We start from the raw sequence: 18,942 nt of genomic DNA, 5'->3' as shown, positions 1-18,942 counted from the left end.
CGTGAAAGCAGCATGACGATCACAGGGAGCACACCAGGGAGCCGGCAATGGCGATGAACCCCTCCGGCGCGATGCAGCCGCTCGCGGGCCTGCGCCTCGTCGAAGCGTGCGAGGCGGCGCGGCGCGAGCCGGCGCTGCTGCGCCCGCTCACGCTGCTGGCCGCCGCGTGGCCCGGCTGCGAGCGCGACAGGCTGCTCGACCAGCCGCTTGCCGAGCGCAACCGCGCGCTGCTCGCGTTGCGCGCACTGAGCTTCGGGCCCGTGCTGGAGGGGTACGCCGAATGCGCCGCGTGCGGCGCGCCCATGACGTTCCACCTTGCCGTGAAAGACGCGCTCGCATCGCTCGATGCGTGCGCCGCAAGCGTGCCCGACGATGCGGCATGGCGCGTGCGCGAGGCGACGACGGCCGACTTGCTCGCGGCGTCCCGCATGCCCGACGATGAGGCGGCCGAGCGCGAACTGCTGCGGCGCTGTCTGGTTGAGAGCGCAACGAATGCAAAAAATGAAGTGACGACCGCCACGCCCGCCGCCCTCGCCGAATTCGAACGCATACACGCGGCCGCCGAACTGCATTGCGCGCTGACATGCCCGCAATGCGGCCACGCCGCCCATCACGAGCTGGACCTCGCGGACTTCGTCTGGCGCGAGGCGCGCCATGCGGCGCGACGCCTGCTCGCCGACATTCACACCCTCGCGTTGCACTATGGCTGGAGCGAGGCGGCCATCGCCGCCATGAGCCAGGCCCGCCGCGACGCCTACCTGGAGTTGCTGGACGCATGAGCACGCTGCTGCAACGCATGGCGCGCCGCGCGCGCGAAAGCCCGCTGGAGCCCACGCCGCGGATCGAACCGCTGCTGCGCACGTCGTTCGCGCCGCGCGCGGGCGAAGCCGTGGATGGCGTTTTCGAGGAGCATCGGGAGGTGGAAGCGCGTGAACCAGGCGTCCTGCATGCCGCAGCGCCCGGAGTCCACGCAAGCGAGGTCGGCCGCACAAGCGCCGATGCGACGCCACAACGGCCAGGCGCGAATGCCACACAAGCGCCCGCGCGCCCGGCCCATGTCGTTGTTCACGCAACGAAAGAAGCAGGCGATATCGCGCCGGCCCAGGCGCCAGGCACTGCACACGCGCTACAACGTCGCACCTCGCAAGCGAGAATCGATCCGCTGCTCAGTGCGAAACCTTCGGCCCCACCGAAGGCGCATGAGCCCGCCCGGAACACACGCCGCGACAACGAGTTCGCCACGCCGCCGCTTGCGCCGGAACAGCGCTTCGCAGAACACGCCGCGCATACCGAACACAGGGAACGCGTCGCCCTGCCGAGCACACCGACCACACCGGCCGCACGCGCACCCACGCCGCCACGCGCCGCCCCCCCGCCGGCCGCCGCGCCCACTGTCACCATCAACTTCGGCCGCGTGGAAGTGCGCGCCGCCAGCGCACCGCCCGCGCCGCCGCGTGCGCCGTTCCGGCCCGCCGTGAGCCTCGACGCCTTCCTGCGCCGTGGCGGAGGCAACACGCGATGAGCAGCTATCTCGCCGTGGGCGGCGTGAGCGCGTTGCTGCGCTGGCTGCTCAGCAACGCCCTCACGCCGAACGGCCCCACCACGCTGCTCGGCGGCGGCTCGCCCGGCATCACGGCCACCTCGCCCGACCTCGTGCAAACCGGCGCGGACGAAGCCCCGCACCTCAACATCTTCATGTATTACGCGAGCCTGAACCCCGCGCTGCGCAACGAGTCCGAGCCCTCGCGCAACGCGCGCGGCGAGGCCATCAGCAATCCGCCGCTCGCGCTGAATCTGCACTACCTCGTGACGGCCTATGGGGCGGGCCAGTTCGATCCCGAGATCCTGCTCGGCTGGGCCATGAAGGTCTTTCACGACACGCCGGTCGTGCCGCGCGCGATGATCGAAAGCGCAATGACCGACCTCAGCACCAACAACGTGACGCCCGAAGGCCAGCTCATCAGCGGCTGCCTGCTCGCCACGCAGTTCGAGCACATCCGCATCACGCCCGAAGCGCTCACGACCGAGGAAATCTACCGCCTCTGGACGGCCTTTCAGACCAGCTACCGCCCCACCACGTCGTATCAGGTCTCGGTGGTGGTGATCCAGGACACCGCCAGCTACGCGTCGAATCGCCCCGTGCAGCGGCGCGGCGTGCTCGCGCTGCCCTCGCAGGCCCCCGTCATCACGAGCGTCGCGCCGAACCCCGTGCTCGCGGGCGGCACGCTCACGATCCTCGGCCAGGCCTTCACCGGCGACACGCCGGGCGGCACGCTCGTGTCGTTCGACAACGCGGCGGGCCTGCCGCCCGACACGGTGCAGGGCACGACGCTGCGCATCGCCGTGCCCGCCACGCTGCAAGCCGGCACCCGCACGCTGCGCGTGCAGCGCACCGTGACCTACCCGATTTCGCCCGCCGCGCATGCGGGCTTCAGTTCGAGCCCGATGCCGTTCCAGTTGCTGCCGGTGATCACGCAGGTCAATCCCGCGAGCGTCGCGCGCGGCAGCGCGGCCACGCTCTCGATCTCGCCCGCCGTGGGCAGCGCCCAGCAGGTGGTGTTCTATCTCGGCGACACGGCCTTGCCGATCGAAGCCCGTGCGCTCGGCAACCCGCCCGTGAGCCAGCTCGCGCTCACGGTGCCCGCAAGCTTCGCAACGGGCAAGTGGCCCGTGCGCATCGAAGTGGACGGCGCGCAAAGCCGCATTGCGCTCGACACCACGAACGGCAGTCCGACCTACGGGCAATGGCTGCCGCAACTGGAGGTGACGCCATGAGCACGGCAGCCGTCATGACGCCCTCACCCGCGCCCTCAACCTCAACCGAAACGCTCGCGCAAGCGCTCGATCGCGTGTATGCGCAACTGGTGCGCGGCCTCGGCGAGCGGCCCGGCGAAGCGCGCCCCGAGCCAACGCCATCGGCCCCGGCTTCGTCGTTCGAAGCCGCCTCCGCCGACGACACCCTCGCGCGCCTCAAATCCGTGTTCTCGCTCAGCGCCTTCGAACTCGACGTGCTGGTGCTGTGCCTCGGCGCAAGCCTCGAAGCGCGCTTCGCGAACGCATGCGCCGCCGCGCAGGGCGACGCGCGCAGCCCGTGGCCAAGCTTCGCGCTCGCGCTGGCGACGCTCGACGGCGCACACTGGAGCGCGCTGAGCGGCTCGACGCCGCTGCGCTACTGGAGCCTGATCGACGTGATCCGCGTGAGCGGCGCAGCCGAAGCGCTGCTGCACGCGCCGCTGCGCGTGAACGAACGCATCCTGCACTTCGTGCTGGGCGTGCCCGCCATCGACGCCCAACTGGAAGCGACGATCCTCCCGCTTGCGCCCACGCACGCGCACGTGCGCGCCGGGGCCGAACTGGATGCCTACGAGCGCGCGCTCGAAAGCGGCCTGCACCAGTGGCGCGACGCGCGCGGCGCGGACCGGCCGTTGCTGCTCTGCGGCGCGCGCGCCGCCGCGCGCGAATCCGCATTCGCCTGGTTATGCGAACGATCCGGATTGCGCCCGTGGCAACTGAACGCGAGCGAGCTGCCCGCCACGGCCGAGGAGCGCAACACGCTCGCACGCCTGTGGACGCGCGAAGCGGCCTTGCAGCACGCGGCGCTCTACGTGCGCAGCGACAACGAAAGCGACGAAGCGGCCGCCGCGCTCGCAAGCTGGCTCGCGCGCGTGAGCGCACCCGTGGCGCTCGACGCGCCGCCCGGCTCGCGCGTGGAGCGGCTCGCGGGGCTGCGCGTGGACGTGCCCGCGCTGACGCCCGACGAACGCCGCACCGCATGGCTCGACGCGCTCGGCGACGACGCCGCGCGCATGAACGGCGCGCTGGAGCGCATCGTCGATTACTTCCACTTCGACGAACCGGCGATCCGTGACGCCGCCGCCCTCGCGCGCGGCGCGCCGCAAGCCGGGCCGGATCTCGGCGACGTCGCCTGGCAGGTCTGCCGCCAGCAGGGCCGCCGCGCGCTCGACACGCTCGCGCAGCGCGTCGAGCCGCGCGCGCAGTGGGGCGAGCTCGTGCTGCCGCCCACGCAAACCGACACGCTGCGCCAGATCGCCATCCATCTGCGTCAGCGCGCCGTGGTCAACCAGCGCTGGGGCTTCGCGCAGCGCTATAGCCGCGGACATGGCCTCACCGCGCTCTTTTACGGCGGCAGCGGCACCGGCAAGACCATGGCCGCCGAAATCCTCGCGCGCGAACTCGATCTCGACCTCTATCACATCGACCTCGCGGCGCTCATGAGCAAGTACATCGGCGAAACCGAGAAGAATCTGCGCACCGTGTTCGACGCCGCCGAGCAAAGCGGCGCGGTCCTGCTGTTCGACGAGTGCGATGCGCTTTTCGGCAAACGCAGCGAAGTGCGCGACAGCCACGACCGCTACGCCAACCTCGAAGTGAGCTATCTGCTGCAACGCATGGACAGCTATCGCGGCATGGCGATCCTCACGACCAACCAGCGCCACGCGCTCGACCCCGCGTTCGTGAGGCGCATCCGTTTCATCGTGCAGTTTCCGCTGCCCGACGCGCCTTCGCGCGCGCGCATCTGGCGCGGCATTTTCCCGGCCGAAGCGCCGCTCGACGCGGCGCTCGACTTCGAGCAACTCGCGCAGCTCAACGTGCCGGGCGGCGTGATCCGCAATATCGCCGTGCACGCGGCCTTTCTCGCGGCCGAGGCGGGCACGCGCATCGGCGCGTCACAGATCCTCGCGGCCTCGCGCACCGAGTACGCGAAGATGGACCGGCCGCTCACGGCCGCCGAAACGAGGGGATGGTCATGAGGCAAGCGGCGGCAAAGGCGCGCAAAGCGGCGCAATCCACCACGCAAACGCAGGCCCGCACGGCCCCCGCGAACGTGCGCCTCGACATCTCGCATCTGAGCGTGGAAGGCTACACAGCCGCGCAGCACGCGCGTTTCATGCGCACGCTGGAGGCCGCGCTGCGCACACTGGCCGCGCAGCCGCGCGACTGGTCCTCGCTTGCCGCAAGCGGCGCACAGCACCTCGCTCATGTCGCGCCGCTGACTGTGCGCCCCGGCAGCACGCCCGAGGAGGCCGCGCGCGAACTGGCGCGGCGCCTCTTCGCGCGCCTGCCTGCACAGACCACTGCCGACACCGCCGCCACCGCTGCCACGGAGCGCCGCCATGCCTGACATTTCGCCGCGACTGCGCAAGGGCGCGATCCTGATGCTCGAACCGACGCTCGGCGTGCCGCTCGGCTCGATCCCCTTGCAGTACAACCCCGAAACGCTCACGCGCTCGCTCAAGCCGCAGGCCGTGGGCGACGAGCCCGACCGCACCGAGGTCCTGCGCCTGAAGGGCCCGCCGATCGAGACCATCAAGTGCGAGATCGAGATCGACGCCACCGACGCGCTCGCCGCCGGCGACGCCATCGCGCTCGCGCTCGGCATCCAGCCGCAGCTCGCGCTGCTGGAGTTGCTGATCTACCCGTCGAGCGTCACGCTCATCGCCAACGAAGTGCTCTCGCTGATCGGCACGATCGAGATCCTGCCGATGCAATCGGCGCTCACGGTGTTCGCCTGGAACGCCACGCGCCTGACACCCGTGCGCCTCACCGACATGGAGATCACCGAGCAGTTTTTCGACCCGCAGCTCAACCCCATTCACGCGAAGGTGTCGCTCGGCATGCGCGTGCTGAGCGTGAACGACGTGGGCTTCCTCACCCCGGCGGGCGCGCTCTACCTCGTCTACCAGACGACCAAGGAAGGGCTCGCGCTCGCGTCGCTTGCCTGAACCCGACACCCGCACGTTACCCACAGCGAAGGCACGACGATCATGGACGCTTCCCTCAGTGCGCTGATCCGCTCCGCCGCCGGCACCGGCGCGCCGACCCTGCCTTCGAGCCGCTACTACGGCGCGGCCACGCTGCCGTACACGCTGGCCAACGGCGTGGCCGTGCGCTATCTCGCGCGGCGCATCGTGCCGCAGCCGACGATCTATCCCGCGACGCAAGGCTACGCCGTTTGCGAGGGCGATCGCCTCGACAACCTCGCCGCGAAGTTTCTCGGCGACCCGCTGCTCTACTGGATGATCTGCGACGCCAACGCCAGCGTGGACCCCGACGCGCTCACCGCCCAGGCGGGCCGCGCCGTGCTGATCCCGCTTTCGTCGAACATCCCGCCCGGAGCGCGCAATGGCTAGCCCGCTCTATCTCACGCTGCTGGCCGGGCCCGTGATCGCCGTGCCGGTGCCCAAGCCGCTCATCGACGCGCTGGTCTCGGCGGAGGTGACCGAATCGGCGACCGGCAGGAGCGGCTTTCAGCTCACCTTCACCCTCGCCGACGACTCGATCCTGCAAACCTTTTTCGTGCTCGCCGCCTCCTCGCCCGTGCCGGTGCTGCGCGTGGTGCTGATGGCGACCTTCGGCGGCCTGCCGCAAGTGGTGATCGACGGCATTGTGATGCACTGCGAAGTATCGCCCGAGGCCATGCAGGGGTCGTCGAAACTCGTGGTCACCGGCGAGGATCTTTCCGCGCTGATGGGCTTCGTGGATTTCACCGGCCTGCCGTATCCGGGCACGAGCCCCGACGTGCGCGTGGCCGCGATCCTCGCGAAATATGCGGCGTTCGGCGTGGTGCCCGCCGTCACGCCCGTGCCGGTGCCCGACATCGAGGTACCCACGGACCGCACGCCCGGCCAGAAGGGCACCGACCTCGACTACATTCAGGAACTCGCGCGCCTGTGCGGCTATGTGTTCTACATGATTCCCGGCCCCGCGCCCGGCACGAGCGCCGCGTACTGGGGCCCGCAGATCCGCTTCGGCATGCCGCAACCGTGCCTGAACGTGAATCTCGACGCGTGGACCAACGTCGAAAGCCTGAGCCTGCGCTACGAGCCGCAAGGCGCGGTCACGCCCGTCGTGTTCACGCAGGTGCCCGTGGTCAACACCGTCGTGCCGATTCCGATTCCATCCGTCACGCCGTTCAATCCGCCGCTCGGCCTCATGCCGCCCATCCCGCAGAAGGTCGAGCCGCTGGAGGACACCGCCAAGCTGCCCATCGGCCAGGCGCTCATGCGCGGCATGGCGCGCGCGGTGGAAACGGCCGACATCATTACGGGCCAGGGCTCGCTCGACGTGCAGCGCTACGGCCAGATCCTGCGCGCGCGCAGCCTCGTGGGCATGCGCGGCGCGGGCGTGGCGTTCGACGGCATCTATTACGTCGACAGCACCACGCATCAGGTGAAGCCCGGCGAGTACAAGCAGAGCTTCGTGCTCAAGCGCAACGCGCTGATCGCGAACACGCCCGTCGTTCCCGCCATGCCCTTCTAACGCCCAGGCAACCCGATCATGAGCAAGCCATCGAGCAAGCATTTCGGCAAGTTTCGCGGCACCGTACTCGACAACGTCGACCCCATGCAGATGGGGCGGCTCATGGTCCAGGTGGCCGCCGTCTCCAACGTGCTGCCCTCCACGTGGGCCATGCCGTGCCTGCCGTTCGGCGGCATTCAGGCGGGCCTCTACGTGACGCCCGCGATCGGCTCGGGGGTGTGGATCGAATTCGAGCAGGGCGACCTCGACTACCCCGTGTGGGTGGGCTGCTACTGGGGCTCGGCGGCCGAGGTGCCTGCGCTTGCGCTCGCCGCGCCGCCGGGCCTCCAGCAGATGGTCGTGCAGACCACCATGCAGAACACGCTGATGATCAGCGACGTGCCGGGCCCCACGGGCGGCATCCTGCTCAAAACAGCCACGGGCGCGATGATCTCGATCAGCGAGACGGGCATCACGATCAGCAACGGCCAGGGCGCGACCATCGTCATGACGGGGCCCGCCGTCACCATCAACGAAGGCGCGCTGCAAGTGATCTGAAGAGGCAATGCGATGCCAGGCTTTCTCCTCCAGCAAGGCGCGACCGTCACCTGCGCCCACGGCGCGCCCGCCATGCCCACGGTGCCGAACCCCGCTGTCATGCTGAGCGGCATGCCCTCGGCGCTGCTGCCGTTCCCGTGGATCGTGACGGGATGCCCGGCGGCGGCGGCGTTGAACCCGCCCTGCATCACCGGCACATGGCTGCTCGGCACGCTGCGCGTGACCTCGTTCGGCCAGCCGTTCGTCGTGCAGAGCGGCACGTCGGTGTGCGCGCCGAGCGGCCTGCCGCTCATGCCGATCGTCGCGCAAACGCGCGTGGCCGCCCAATGAGCGTTGCCCGAACCGCCATGAACCTCGCCTTCCCCTACGCCCTCGACCCGAACGGCCACACGGCCCAGACGAGTCTCGTCGCGCATATCGAACAGATGATCGAGCAGATCCTCTTCACCTCGCCCGGCGAGCGCGTGAACCGTCCGACCTTCGGCAGCGGCACCGCGCAGCTCGTGTTCGCGCCCAATAGCGACATGCTCGCGGCTGCGCAGCAGAATGTGATCCAGGCCAGCTTGCAGATGTGGCTATCGGACCTGATCCGCGTGCAGTCGGTCAGCGTGAGCGCCGAGGACGCCACGCTGCTCATCACCGTGGTCTACGTGGTGCTGGCCACGCAGCAGCAGCAAACGCAGCAGGTGGTGTATGGCGCGCTCGCCACGGGAGGCGCATCGTGATCTACTTCTGCGCGCAGAAGTCGCGCCGCGATCTCGTGCTGACGCGCTCGCCGCTGAACGGCATCGACTACGCGGAACTGCCAGGCGAGCGCCCCGGCTGCGGCACGCAACTCGCCATCACGTTCCTGAAGGATGCACGCGGTCTCGCACTCGGCGTGAACAACGTGAGCGTGAGCGGCGGCACGGCGATCACGGTGACGGGCGTGGACGCGGCGAGCGACGCCGACCCGCTCGTGGTCGTCGTGACGTTCTCGGGCACCGGCGACTTCTCGCCCTATACGCTCACGCTCGTCGCCACGCCCGGCGGCAACGATGCACCGGCGGGACTCGACCCGGCGCTCTCCTCGATCACATTCTCGTTCAAGGCCGACTGCCCCTCGCCCGCCGACTGCCTCGCCACGACCTGCTGCGCGACGCCCGCCGCGCCGCCGCCCGACATCAACTATCTTGCCAAGGACTACCCAGGATTCGTGCAGGTCATGCTCGACCGCATGGCCGCGCTCATGCCCGCGTGGAGCGAAACCCACGCGGCGGACATGGGCGTGGCACTCGTCGAAGCGCTGGCCTACGCCGCCGACCACCTGAGCTACCAGCAGGACGCCGTGAGCACCGAGGCGTATCTCGGCACGGCGCGCAGCCGCATTTCGCTGCGCCGCCATGCGCGGCTCGTGGACTACGCGATTGGCGAAGGCTGCAACGCGCGCGCGTGGATCTTTCTGAACACCACGAAGGACGATCAACCGGTGCCGGCGGGCACGGCGTTCTACGTGCGCACGCCGGGTGAGCCTACCGTGGTGAGGCCCACCGACCTGCCGCACGTCGCCGCGTTGCAGGCCGGCACGCAGCCGGTGTTCAGCAGCCTGTGCGACGTCACGCTGCAAACCGAGCAAAACAGCCTCTCGTTCTACACGTGGAGCGACACCGACTGCTGCTTGCCCGCCGGCGCGACGCAGGCCACGCTAAGCGGCCACTGCGCCACGTTGAATACGGGCACGGTGCTCATGTTCGAGGAGGTGCTGGGCCCGCTGACGGGCGCGGCCGCCGACGCCGATCCCACCCACCGCTGGGCCGTACGGCTCACGAGCGTACGGCTATTCGACGACGGCGGTGCCACGCTTGCCGACCCGCTCACGGGCGAGGCCATCACCGAAATCACGTGGGCCGCGCAGGACGCGCCGCCGTTTCCGCTTTGCCTGTCCGTCACGCTCACGAACGACGACGGCACACCCGCTCCCATCGCGGACGTGAGCCTCGCGCGCGGCAACCTCGTGCCCGCCGACCACGGCGTGGCCGTGACGGGCGAAGCGCTGGGCGTAGTGCCGAAGCTGCCGCTCGCCGCCCAGGCCGCGACCGGCTGCACCTGCGACGACGGCACCAGCACCGCCGTCGCGCTCACCGCCCACGCGCGCTTCTATCCCGAACTCGCGCAAACCCTGCTGACGTTCGCGCCGCCCTACGACGCCACCGCGCCCGCCTCGGCGTTCCAGAGCGCGGGCCCGGACGCGGCCGTGCCGCAAATCACAGTGAGCAGCGACGACGCGCGCCACTGGAGCGCCGTGCCCGATCTGCTGGAAAGCCCCGGCGAGGCTGCGGCGTTCGTGCCCGAGATAGAAGCCGACGGCTCGGTTCACCTGCGCTTTGGCGACGGCCAGTACGGCGCCGCGCCCGCCCCCGGCCTCCAGTTCACAGCGAGCTACCGCGTGGGCAACGGCAGCGCGGGCAACGTGGGCCGCGACAGCATCGTCCATATGATCTGGAATCCTCAGTTCATTACGATCGTGCGCAATCCGCTGGCGGCTGCGGGCGGCGTCGATGCCGAGAGCATGGAGACTATCCGCCAGTACGCGCCGTTCTCATTCCAGACCCAGGCGCGCTGCGTGACCGAGGACGATTACGGCGCGCAGGCCTCGACGTTCCCCGGCATCAGCGAGGCGCGCGGCACGCTGCGCTGGACCGGCAGCTGGTACAGCGCCTTCGTTTCGATCGAGCCGGACACCACGCTCACGCCGCAACTCGCCGCCGACACGCGCCGCCGCCTGGACCTGCTGCGCATGCTCGGCGTGGACGTCGCGGCCGAGGCCGCACGCATCGTGGGCCTCGCCATCGTGCTGCGCATTTGCGTCGCGCCCGATCACTTTCGCGGCGACGTGTACAGCGCACTGATGCGCCGCTTCATCACGGGCGACCAGTGCGACGGCCAGCCGGGCCTGCTGAACGCGGCGAACTTCGTGTTCGGCCAGACCATTTACGCGAGCCCGCTCGTGGCCGCCGCGCAGGCCGTGGACGGCGTGATCTCGGCCACGCTCGCGCAGTTCGGGCGGCTCGACGCGCCCTGGGTGGACGGCGTCGCGCAGGGCTATCTCACGCTCGGGCGCCTCGAAATCGCGCGTTGCGACAACGACCCCAATCATCTGGACCGGGGCACCTTCACGTTACTGCTGGACGGTGGCAAATGAGCGTCTGCCCGACCACGACCGATACCCTGTGCGACTGCTGCACGGGCATCGCGCTCGAAACGCCCGAGCGCATCGTCAACGCGCCCGCGCTCGCCGCGATCGGCTATCGCGTGGGCCGCTGGGCGACCTTCAACGCCAGCATGCTCGCGAGTCTCTCGCAATCCGCCTACACGCCGATGGGCCTGCTGCGCACGCGCGAGTCGACCGACTTCAGCATCGCGCTGCTCGACGCGTGGGCCGTCGCGCTCGACATCCTCACGTTCTACCAGGAGCGCTTCGCCAACGAGGCGTTCCTGCGCACCGCGCTCGACACGCGCTCGGTGTTCGAACTGGCGCGGCTGATCGGCTACGTGCCTTCGCCCGGCGTGGCGGCAAGCGACGTGCTCGCGTTCACGCTCGCGGACGCGCCCGGTTCTCCCGACCCTGTGCTCATCCCCGCCGGTACGCGCGTGCAGAGCGTGCCGGGGCCGGGGCAAACGGCGCAGATGTTCGAGACCTCGGCCGATCTCGTCGCGCAGATCGGCTATAACGCGCTGCCCGCGCAAACCACCCAGGCGTGGCAGCTCACCGGCGAGAACGCCACGTGGATCGCGGGCACCGCGAACAACGTGAACGTGGGCGACCTGCTGCTGTTCGTGGCCGCGGCGGGCAGCCAGCCCGTGCAGAGCGGCCCCGCCGACGCGCACTTCGTCACGGCGGTCAACGCCGACGCGCAGCGCGGCGTCACGCAGTTGCAGTGGGACAGCGCGCTGTCGAGCGACTTTCCCGCAGGCACGACGGCCGACGCCGTGTGCCTTTATGTGCTGCACAAAAAGGCCGCGCTCTATGGCGTGCAGGCGCCCGACCCGGCGCTGCTCTCCAACAACCTGTCGAATATCGGCGGTGCACCCTCCTCGGGTCCGGTGCTGCTGGAAGCCAAAACCGTCAAGATCATCCCGCCAGTCTTCTTCGGCGGCTCGACCGACTGGAGCTATTCGAGCTACGTGCCCGGCTCCTGGCGGCTCAATCTCGACGCCGCCTATGCGGGCCTCGCGCCCGCCGCGGGCGTGGACGAATGGGCCGTGTTCTACGGCACCCAGGGCTCGGCGTGCCTGCTGGTGACAACCGCCGACGAATCCAACCCGAACCGCTACACGCTCACCACCAAGACCACCCGTCTCACCTTCGCGTGGGGCGCGCCGCTCGGCGGCACGGTGTCCGACGATCTCGATACCGCGCTGGCCGCGTTCGAGAACGACACGCGCAACGTCACCGTCTACGTGGACAGCGCGCAGTTGCAGCCCGCCGCGCTGCCGCTCACCGAGTGGGACGCCAACCCCGGCTACTGGATGGACCCGGCGCTCATCGCCCCCGTGGGCGGGAGCAGCGTGAGCCTCGTCGGCGGCCAGCGCATCGCGCTCGGCCAGGCGATCGGCGTGGCGGGCCAGCGCGTGCGCCTTCAGGTGCTGCCGGGCGCCGCCGCGCAGTTCGTGCCGGAAGGCTCGCTCGCGGCCACGGCCGTGCCCGACAACCAGGTGTTCCTCGTCGATGCGTGGCCGCCGCTCGTGGACGAAAGCAGCGGCACGCCGCTCTGGAGCGTCGAAACGGCGAGCGGCGTGGCGGGCGCGCTGCTCGTGCCCGACGCGTTCGTGCAGTTGCTGCCCGCCGCGAGCGGCGACGCGCCGGTGCGCGAAGCCTCCGATGTCGCTGGCGTGGCCGTTCAGGGCGACGTGACCACGCTGAGCCTGGGCGGCCCGCTCACGCGGCTCTACGACGCCGCCACCGTGACCGTCAACGCCAACGCCGTCTGGGCCACGCACGGCGAAACCGTGCAGGAGATCCTCGGTTCCGGCGACGCGACCAACCCGGCGCTCACTTTCACGCTCAAGCAGTCGCCGCTCACCTACGTTTCCTCGACCGCACAGAACGGCACGCAATCCACGCTACAGGTGTGGGTCAACAATCTGCGTTGGCAGGAAGCGCCCAACCTGCTCGCTTCCGGCCCGGCCGACCGCGTGTTCGTCACGCGCGTGAACGAAGCGGGCTTCACGGTGATCCAGTTCGGCGACGGCGTGAACGGCGCGCGGCCGCCCACCGGGCAGATGAACATCCGCGCTGTCTATCGCAAGGGCATCGGCAGCGCGGGCATGGTGGCTTCGGGCCAGCTTTCGCAGGCGATCGACCGGCCCCAGGGGCTGCGCTCGGCCGTCAATCCTTCGGCGGCGGCGGGCGGCGCCGATCCGGCCACGGCCGCCGATGCGCGCGCGCGCGCGCCGCTGCCCACGCTCACCATCGGCCGCGTGGTGTCGCTGGAGGACTACCAGAATTACGCGCTGAACTTCGCGGGCATCGCCAAGGCCATCGCCTCGTGGACGTGGGCACGCGGCCGGCGCGGCGTATTTCTCACGGTGGCGGGCGCGAACGGCGCGACCTTCGCGCCCACCGACGACACGATCCTCAACCTGATCGCCTCGCTGCGGCAGTACGGCAATCCGTATGTGCCGCTCACGGTCGCCTCGTATGAGCCGGTGCCGTTCGAGATGGCCGCGAACGTGCGCGTCGATCCCGCCTACGACACGACGCTCGTGCTCGCCGCCGCGTGGCAAAACCTGGCCGCCGCGTTTTCGTTCGCCGCGCGCCAGCCGGGCCAGAGCGTGGCCGCGAGCGACGTGGTCTCGATCGTGCAGCTCACGCCCGGCGTGCTCGCCATGCAACTCACGGCGCTCTGCCCGAGCGGCGACGCGGCGCTCACCGTGCCGCCGCTGCTGTGCGCGGCGGGTCCGCAGCCGCCGCTCGGCGCGCAGATGCTGCTCATCGATCCGGCGAGCGAGCACGCCATCGGAGTCTGGTCATGAGCCTCGACGCCAAAACGCTGTTCGCGCTGCTGCCGGCCGTCTACCGCACGCGCGACGCACTCGCGGGCGGCCCGTTGCAGGCGCTCATGAATATCGCCGCGAGCCAGTTCGACGTGGTCGAGGAGAACATCGAACAGCTTTACGACGATCAGTTCATCGAAACGTGCATGCCGTGGGTCATTCCGTATATCGGCGACCTGATCGGCTACAACTCGATCTATCAGACGGCCGCCGGGCTCGACAGCCGCGCGGAAGTGGCCAACACGATCGGCTATCGCCGCCGCAAGGGCACGCCCGTGTGCCTGCAACAGGTGGCCGGCGACGTGTCGGGGCGGCCCGCCATCGTGGTCGAGGAATTTCGCCGCATCGTCACGACGCAGAGCATGCGCCTGCCACGTCCGCACCATGTGGCGTGCCTCGACCTGCGCCGCAACGACGTGCTCGATACGCTGAACGACACCGCGTTCGATCGCAGCAACCGCACGCTCGACGTGCGCCGCATCGCGCCGCGCGTGCGCGAAGTGGCGCTGCCCGACCCCGCGCCGCTCGACATCGGCCTGCATGGGCCGGGGCGCATCAACGTTCCCGATGTGGCCGTCCACCTGTGGCGCTGCCAGCCGTGGTGGATCGGCGATGCGCCTGCGTTCGTGGTGGACGCGCGGCGTTTTCGCTTCAGCCCCATCGGCCTCGACATGCCGCTGTTCAGCGTGCCGCCCGCAAGCGGCGCGCCGTTCTCGCGCATGCATACGCGCCTCGACGTGCCCCAGCCGATCCGGCGCGGCGAGTTCCGCCGCCAGCCCGCCCGCTTCTACGGCGCGAGCCTCGCCCTCGTGGCCGACGGCGTGGCCGTGCCCGTCACGCAAATCTGCTGCGCCAATCTCGCCGACCGCCAAAGCGCGACGGGCGGCCCGTGGTGCGTCGTGCCGCCCGGCAAGATTGCGATCGACCCCGAACTCGGCCGCATCCAGTTCGCCGCCGATCTGCCCGCGCCCGCCAGCGTGCGCGTGAGCTACGCATACGGCTTTGCGGCCGCACTGGGCGGCGGCCCCTACGATCGCAGCGCGACGCTCGACGCGCAGGCGCCCACCGCGAACCTCGCCGCCGCCGACTTCTACGCGCTGGTCGGCACGAGCCCGTTCCCGGACCTGGCGAGCGCGGTCGCGCAATGGAACGCGCAACCGCCGGGCTCGACCGGCGTCATCGTGCTGCCCCGCTATGAGCGCCACGTGATCGACCTCACCGGGCCGAACGCCATCGCCCTGCCTTCGGCCAGCGTGCTCGCCGTCGTTTCCGCCACGCCGCTCGCGCAAGGCGGCCCGCGCGCGCTCGAATGGGACGAAGCGTGCGCCACGTTGAGCGGCAACCTCGACATCAACGGGCTCGCCGCGCCGCCGCTCCCGAACGGCGACCCCGCTGCGGCCGGGCAACTCGTCATCAACGGCGTGCTGATCGAAGGGCAACTGACTCTGGGCGGCGCGCCGCTCACCGCGCAGCTTTCCGACTGCACCTTCTTGCCGGGCCTCGGCGCGGCCGGTGACGGTCTTTCGCAATGCGAACCCGGCATCGTGCTCACGAACGACACCACGCTTTGCCTCGCACGCTGCATCAGCGGCCCGATTGCCGCGAGCACGGCGGGCTCGGTGCGCGTGAGCGAATCCATCGTCGATGCGAATTCGCCTTGCTGCGTGGCCTACGCGGGCGCGGACGGCTACTCGGCGGGCGCGGACCTGCATATCGAGGACAGCACCGTGATCGGCAAGGTGCGCACGCGCACGCTCACGCTCGCTTCGAACACGATCTTCTTCGGGCGCACGGGGCGGCACGATCCGTGGCCCGCCGCGCTCTGGTGCAGCCGCCGCCAGACCGGCTGCGTGCGCTTTTGCTCGCTGCCGCAGAACGCCATCACGCCGCGCCGCTACGAGTGCCTGCCGCCCGACCTTGCCGACCCCGCGAGCGTCGCCCGGTTTGCGCCTTCCTTCGTCACGCTGCGCTATGGGCGGCCCGGCTACGCGCTGCTCTCGGGCGACGTGCCGCTCGCGATCTGGCAAGGCGCGGACAACGGCTCGCAGATCGGCGTGTACTACGGCATTCAGGAAACCGAAGCGGTTTCGAACGTGCAGATCCGTCTGCCCGAGTATCTGCCCGTGCTGCTCGAAGGCGGCGTGTTCGTGCATCCGGCGCGGCCCGAGCCGCGCCCGGCGCCGCCGCCCGCGAGCTATTACGGCGCGCGGCCGAGCTGCTGCGGCGACGAAGACGACGCCGACGCGTGGCTGCCCGGCATCGGCGCGGGACTGCTGTAGACCCATCAACCATCGAAAGACGTGGCGACGCGAGAGGCAACGAGGAGCAGGCCATGAAAGGTGATTTCAGCCGTATTCGCTTCGAGCCGCAGCAGCATTACACCGACGTCCTCGATCAGCAGGGGCGCGTGGCCTTCGACGCGGACCACAACGAGCAGCGCTTCATCGACCGGCGCCGCCGCACCATCGAAACCATCGACGTGATCGGCGAGTACGGCGCGCCGATGGACGACGCGGGCTTCGCGATCAGCCTGGCGGGCACGACGCTCTCCATCGGCGCGGGGCGCTATTACGTGCACGGCCTGCTGTGCGAGAACGATGCCGCGCTCGCCTACGACGAGCAGCCGTTCCTGATGGCGCCCGCCGACCTCACGGGCATGCTCGAAGCGCTGTGGCGCACGCAGGGCGGCGGCTGCGTGCAGGTGTTTCTCGAAGTGTGGCAGCGCATGGTCACGGCGCTCGACGACGCGTGCCTGGGCGAGCCCGCGCTCGGCCAGGCCGATACGACCGTGCGCCTGCAAACGGTGTGGCGGGTGGTGGCGAATCTTGTCACGCCGCAGTCGTCCTCGCAGTCGTCCTCGCAAAGCGGCGCGACGCTCTCGACCAGCGCGCAAGCGGGTACCCAATCGAGCCTCACGCTGCTCGGCGCGCGCGAGGCGCAAGCGCTCGAATCCACGGCCTCGCGCGCGGCGCTGATCCGCGACGAGGCCGCCCTTGCGTCGCTCTCGCTCGCGGGCGGCACGAGCGGTACAAGCGCCGCGAGTACCACGAGCGCGGCGCGGGCGAGCGCGGGCCTCGCGCTGAATCCCGCAGCGCTCGCGGCGGCGCTTGCACTCGAAAGCGGCGCGAGCGCCACGTCCGGCGCCCAGGCCACGGCGGCGGGCAGCGGCGCTGCGAAATCGCCCGCCACGTGCAGTTGCGCCGCGATGTACGCGGCCACGCCGCCCGTGCACAGCGGCACGCTGAGCGCCCAGGTCTCCACGGGCGGGGCCGACTGCGGCTGCCAGCCCATCCCCGCCGCGGGCTATACGGGCCTCGAAAACCAGCTCTATCGCATCGAGATCCAGCGCGGCGGCGCGCTCGGCGCGGCCACCTTCAAGTGGTCGCGCGAGAACGGCTCGGTCGAGGTGGCCGTGCTCGGCGTGTCGGGCAACAAGGTGAAGGTGGCGAGCCTCGGCATGGACGCGAACCTCGGCTTCCAGGAAGGCCAGTGGATCGAACTCGCCGACGACACCGACCAGTTCGGCGACACGCCCGACCAGCCAGGCCTGCTCTATCAGATCCAGCAGATCGACCGCCCATCGATGACGCTCACCATGACCACGACGGTACAGAGCGTCGACCCCGCGCGCCATGCGCGCATGCGCCGCTGGGACCAGGGCGGCGCGAGCGCCGGCGCCAGCGGCGTGCCGCTCTCCCCGGGCTGGATCGCACTCGAAAACGGCATCCAGGTGTGCTTCGGCGCGGGCGCCTACTACGCGGGCGACGCGTGGACCATCGCGGCGCGCACGGCCACCGGCCAGATCGACTGGCCGCCTTGCGGCAGCGACGGCAACCCGTTCCAGCCACCGCATTACACGCACGTCTTCCGTGCGCCGCTCGCCTGCATCCACGCGAATTTGCGCCGCTCCGACGCGCGCCTGTCCAACTACTCGCCCTTCCTCATCGACGACTGCCGCCGCCTCTTCCCGGACCTTGCCGACCTGAGCCGCTTCGTGAACGCGCAGGCGCTGCATGTCACCGGCATCAACTGGTCCAACGACGACGTGATGACCTTCGACACGCTCGTCGCCAACGGCCTGCAAGTGCAGCTCGACGGCGCGCCCACCGGGCCGCTCTCGCCCGCGAACTTCATCGTGACGCTCGAAACACCGTTGCCGCTCGGCGCGACCAGCACCGCGACAGACACGGCCAGCAACCTTGCGGCGGGCGCGGCGTCGCTCCAGGGCCTGACCGTCGTGCGCTATCCGTTCATTCTCGATTCGGCCGTCGCGCTCAACGGCGACACGCTCTCGTGGACGCTGCCAGGCGCAAGCGCGGGAAAACGCCAGATCAGCGAACTGGCCGTCATCGACCGCTCGCTCACCACCTTCGCGCAAATGGGCGCGCCCGCCCGCGCGCGCGTGAAGCTGCCCGGCCACGCCATCTACGGGCTCAATGCGCAGGGCGCGCCGATCTGGCTCGACGGCCAGGCGTTCGGGCAAACCGGCACGCCCGCTTCGGGCAACGGCGAGCGCGTGGATCTCGGCCTGCCGAGCGGCGACGGCGCACGCGCAAGCGACTTCGAAAGCTGGTTCTATCTGTATCCCGCGCTGGCCGTGCAAAGCGTTGCCTTTACATATCAGGCGCTCGTGGTCGCGTCGGTCAACGGCGCGCCCACCATCGTCGCGACGAAACCCGGGGCGACCACGCAACCCATCGTGCAGCAGGCCACCATCACGCTCAACTACGCGGCCGTCGCCGCCACGACCCTCCAGCTTTCGCTGACGGGCGACGCGAACGTGGCGAGCGTGCCCTCCAGCGTGGCCGTGAACGTGGGCGAGAGCAGCGTGAGCGTGAACGTGTCGATCAACGCGCTGCCCGCCGCGGGCGCGGCGCACACCTACACGTTGACGGCTTCGCTGCCCTCGGCGCTCGGCCAGGCGAGTTCGCAGAGCGCGTCGTTCACGATCAGCGGGCGCGGCGGCCGCCAGCCCGTCGAGACCACGCCCTTGACGCTCGATCCGCAAGCGACGACAAAAGCCGCGACAAAAATCAAGCGCGCCACGACACGCCGGGCGAGCACGAAATCGTCGGGAAAGGGATAAGG

The 18,942-nt window shown here is 70.1% G+C and carries 15 protein-coding genes; all 15 read left to right on the top strand.

Annotated elements, in window-relative coordinates:
- Nucleotides 1-47: 47 nt before the first annotated feature.
- The 15 genes from C7402_RS11355 to C7402_RS11285 are packed head-to-tail and all read left to right on the top strand — an operon-like array spanning nt 48 to nt 18,940.
- Nucleotides 48-779, top strand: a complete 732-nt coding sequence (locus C7402_RS11355) for a hypothetical protein (protein ID WP_116610707.1) — start codon at nt 48-50, stop codon at nt 777-779.
- Nucleotides 776-1,522 (top strand): hypothetical protein, encoded by a 747-nt coding sequence (locus tag C7402_RS11350; RefSeq protein WP_112170375.1) that lies wholly within the window; start codon nt 776-778, stop codon nt 1,520-1,522. Before C7402_RS11355 ends, C7402_RS11350 begins: the two co-directional genes overlap by 4 nt.
- The gene (locus C7402_RS11345; protein ID WP_112170376.1) at nt 1,519-2,775 is read left to right on the top strand and encodes a Pvc16 family protein; all 1,257 of its coding nucleotides are present in this window, start codon (nt 1,519-1,521) and stop codon (nt 2,773-2,775) included. The genes C7402_RS11350 and C7402_RS11345 overlap by 4 nt, the downstream gene beginning before the upstream one ends.
- Nucleotides 2,772-4,772 carry an ATP-binding protein gene (locus tag C7402_RS11340; RefSeq protein ID WP_244314813.1) on the top strand — a complete coding sequence of 667 codons (2,001 nt, stop codon included), beginning with the start codon at nt 2,772-2,774 and terminating at the stop codon, nt 4,770-4,772. The genes C7402_RS11345 and C7402_RS11340 overlap by 4 nt, the downstream gene beginning before the upstream one ends.
- A complete protein-coding gene (locus tag C7402_RS11335) occupies nt 4,769-5,143 on the top strand; it encodes a hypothetical protein (protein WP_116610706.1) in 375 nt (124 codons plus the stop codon). The genes C7402_RS11340 and C7402_RS11335 overlap by 4 nt, the downstream gene beginning before the upstream one ends.
- Complete coding sequence (locus C7402_RS11330; RefSeq protein ID WP_112170378.1) at nt 5,136-5,744, top strand: hypothetical protein; 609 nt, start codon at nt 5,136-5,138, stop codon at nt 5,742-5,744. Before C7402_RS11335 ends, C7402_RS11330 begins: the two co-directional genes overlap by 8 nt.
- Nucleotides 5,745-5,786: 42 nt before the next feature.
- Nucleotides 5,787-6,152 carry a LysM peptidoglycan-binding domain-containing protein gene (locus tag C7402_RS11325; RefSeq protein ID WP_116610705.1) on the top strand — a complete coding sequence of 122 codons (366 nt, stop codon included), beginning with the start codon at nt 5,787-5,789 and terminating at the stop codon, nt 6,150-6,152.
- Nucleotides 6,145-7,281 carry a hypothetical protein gene (locus tag C7402_RS11320; protein WP_112170380.1) on the top strand — a complete coding sequence of 379 codons (1,137 nt, stop codon included), beginning with the start codon at nt 6,145-6,147 and terminating at the stop codon, nt 7,279-7,281. The genes C7402_RS11325 and C7402_RS11320 overlap by 8 nt, the downstream gene beginning before the upstream one ends.
- An 18-nt stretch (nt 7,282-7,299) precedes the next feature.
- A complete protein-coding gene (locus tag C7402_RS11315; RefSeq protein WP_112170381.1) occupies nt 7,300-7,818 on the top strand; it encodes a phage baseplate assembly protein V in 519 nt (172 codons plus the stop codon).
- A 12-nt stretch (nt 7,819-7,830) separates the two neighbouring features.
- The gene (locus C7402_RS11310) at nt 7,831-8,148 is read left to right on the top strand and encodes a hypothetical protein (RefSeq protein WP_112170382.1); all 318 of its coding nucleotides are present in this window, start codon (nt 7,831-7,833) and stop codon (nt 8,146-8,148) included.
- Between the two features lie 17 nt (nt 8,149-8,165).
- On the top strand, nt 8,166-8,543 hold the full coding sequence (locus C7402_RS11305; protein WP_112170383.1) for a GPW/gp25 family protein: 378 nt from the start codon (nt 8,166-8,168) through the stop codon (nt 8,541-8,543).
- Nucleotides 8,540-10,999 carry a baseplate J/gp47 family protein gene (locus tag C7402_RS11300; protein WP_116610704.1) on the top strand — a complete coding sequence of 820 codons (2,460 nt, stop codon included), beginning with the start codon at nt 8,540-8,542 and terminating at the stop codon, nt 10,997-10,999. Before C7402_RS11305 ends, C7402_RS11300 begins: the two co-directional genes overlap by 4 nt.
- Nucleotides 10,996-13,833, top strand: coding sequence for a putative baseplate assembly protein (locus C7402_RS11295; protein WP_116610703.1), 2,838 nt, complete (start codon nt 10,996-10,998; stop codon nt 13,831-13,833). The genes C7402_RS11300 and C7402_RS11295 overlap by 4 nt, the downstream gene beginning before the upstream one ends.
- Nucleotides 13,830-16,133, top strand: a complete 2,304-nt coding sequence (locus C7402_RS11290) for a hypothetical protein (RefSeq protein WP_116610702.1) — start codon at nt 13,830-13,832, stop codon at nt 16,131-16,133. The genes C7402_RS11295 and C7402_RS11290 overlap by 4 nt, the downstream gene beginning before the upstream one ends.
- Nucleotides 16,134-16,186: 53 nt before the next feature.
- The gene (locus tag C7402_RS11285; protein ID WP_116610701.1) at nt 16,187-18,940 is read left to right on the top strand and encodes a DUF6519 domain-containing protein; all 2,754 of its coding nucleotides are present in this window, start codon (nt 16,187-16,189) and stop codon (nt 18,938-18,940) included.
- The last annotated feature ends 2 nt before the right edge of the window (nt 18,941-18,942 follow it).

It is taken from the genome of Paraburkholderia unamae (assembly GCF_003096875.1).
Lineage (GTDB): Bacteria > Pseudomonadota > Gammaproteobacteria > Burkholderiales > Burkholderiaceae > Paraburkholderia > Paraburkholderia unamae.
The sequence above is the reverse complement of the archived record's forward strand: the minus strand, read 5'-3'. Positions and strand labels throughout refer to the sequence as shown.